The sequence below is a fragment of the Paraclostridium benzoelyticum genome (assembly GCF_001006285.1).
GTDB lineage: Bacteria > Bacillota > Clostridia > Peptostreptococcales > Peptostreptococcaceae > Paraclostridium > Paraclostridium benzoelyticum.
In genome coordinates this window covers 1-1,697 of sequence record NZ_LBBT01000232.1, presented here as the reverse complement: position 1 = coordinate 1,697, position 1,697 = coordinate 1, and the positions used below count along the sequence as shown (strand labels likewise).

Here is a 1,697-nt window from a genome sequence, read left to right as displayed (position 1 = left end):
TAATTACCATTATTGAAAATGAATTAAATTTTTTATTATTATTATATAATGTGTATGCTGAAACAAAAATGAAAGATGGTATAAAAATTATAATTGCATAAGGTAAACTATAGTTTTGAATTCCTGAAAGTAGTATTGCAGTTATAAATGTTATCATAAATTTATTATCTGTTGACTGCCCTATAAGTTTACTAACTATAACTATTAATATAGATTCAACAATTGGTCCTATAATAACAGCTACTAAAAAATCCCATCCCAATGACATAGTCCCTGAAAATTCTAACCTCCTGCATGTGTTAGAATAAATTTTAAAAAAATCAAAAGGTACCGTAAAGACTAATGCTACTAGTATAGATAAGGCTATGAATTTACCTTCACTTAAGTTGTTTATATAATCTAAAATTTTCTTCATAATGCCCTCCTTACTCTATTTTAGCATTAATTAATAATATTACAAATATATATTAAAGTCGTTTTTGACTCTGTTTAATTGATATTAATTATAATAACTATACTTTATATGTTGATAGTTAAATGTTATATTTACTTAGAAAAAAAATCCGAGTTAATTTAATATACTCGGATTTTTTCTTCTAAGAATTTTTCTTTTCTAAACAGCTCTCAGGATTTATATATATAACTTCCCACTTACCATTCTTATTTTTCTTGTAGTCAGCTATTTTTATATCATATCCATTAGTTAATTGATAGAAAAGCACATAATACTGATTTCCATCCTTATCTTTAAAATATACTTTTTTCTCATAACCATCTTGTTTTACTTTTACATCTCCTGATACTAAAGAACACCAATCTCTATACTTAATCTCTACTACTAGTTTGGCATCATAGTTCCAACCATGATATGGTGCACATAAATAATTCTCAGGTGCATACTGCATATCTTTTATCTTGTAAACTCCATTTTCTTTGTTAAGATAAATATATCCATAATAGTAGGCAAAAACACCTTTCTTTTCATTGGTTCCTTCTATTATTTCTAATTCAACAAAATATTTTAAATCTTTTTTATTGTTTTCATCGCTAGGCAACTTATTAAGTTTAATTAAATTTATATGAAGTTTATTTTCAAATGATTTTAAATATTCTTCATAGCTATGACCTTGCTTATATGAATTGGATAAAAAATTATATGCAACAGGGTAAGGCCCTCTTGTGTCCCCTAAAGATCCACATCCTGTATGATTATCTTCAGTTGGATTTGCAGCTTCTCTTAAAACACTAAAATAATTTATTATTGTATCTTCTGGAGTTTTTAAAAGATTGTTGGGTATCTTTAAGTTTATATCTTTACTACCATACATATTATAAAGAGAACTTTCATCTTTATCATTTAAAATTGGAAGTTTAGATGGTCTGAAAAATCTCTCTATAATATTTTCTTCGTCATAATTTTTTGTTCTTTTATCGCTTTTTACTTCACATTGTTTTAACTTACATCCACCTAAAATCAGGTCTTGTGTATTAACTTCATTTGCATTTGATATTATTGTGCTTCCCATTAAAGCCACTAAAATTAAAATTGTAATTTTTGTCCTTAGCATAATTAGTCTCCTTTTAGTTTTAGTAGTTTTATTATTCTCATTTTAGTTTTAGTAGTTTTATTATTCTCATTTTATACTTAAATAACTCATTTTTTGTTTTTTAATTTTTCGGTCCACTAATTTCATATA

General features: G+C 25.3%; 2 protein-coding genes. Both read right to left on the bottom strand.

Features of this window, described 5'->3' with window-relative positions; genetic code table 11:
- Positions 1 to 415, bottom strand: a 415-nt coding sequence (locus VN21_RS11420) for a hypothetical protein (protein WP_046823395.1), incomplete at its 3' end; no start/stop codon positions are given.
- A gap of 181 nt (positions 416 to 596) precedes the next feature.
- Positions 597 to 1,568: a hypothetical protein gene (locus VN21_RS11415; protein ID WP_084822099.1), complete on the bottom strand. Its 972-nt coding sequence runs from the start codon at positions 1,566 to 1,568 to the stop codon at positions 597 to 599.
- Positions 1,569 to 1,697 lie beyond the last annotated feature (129 nt).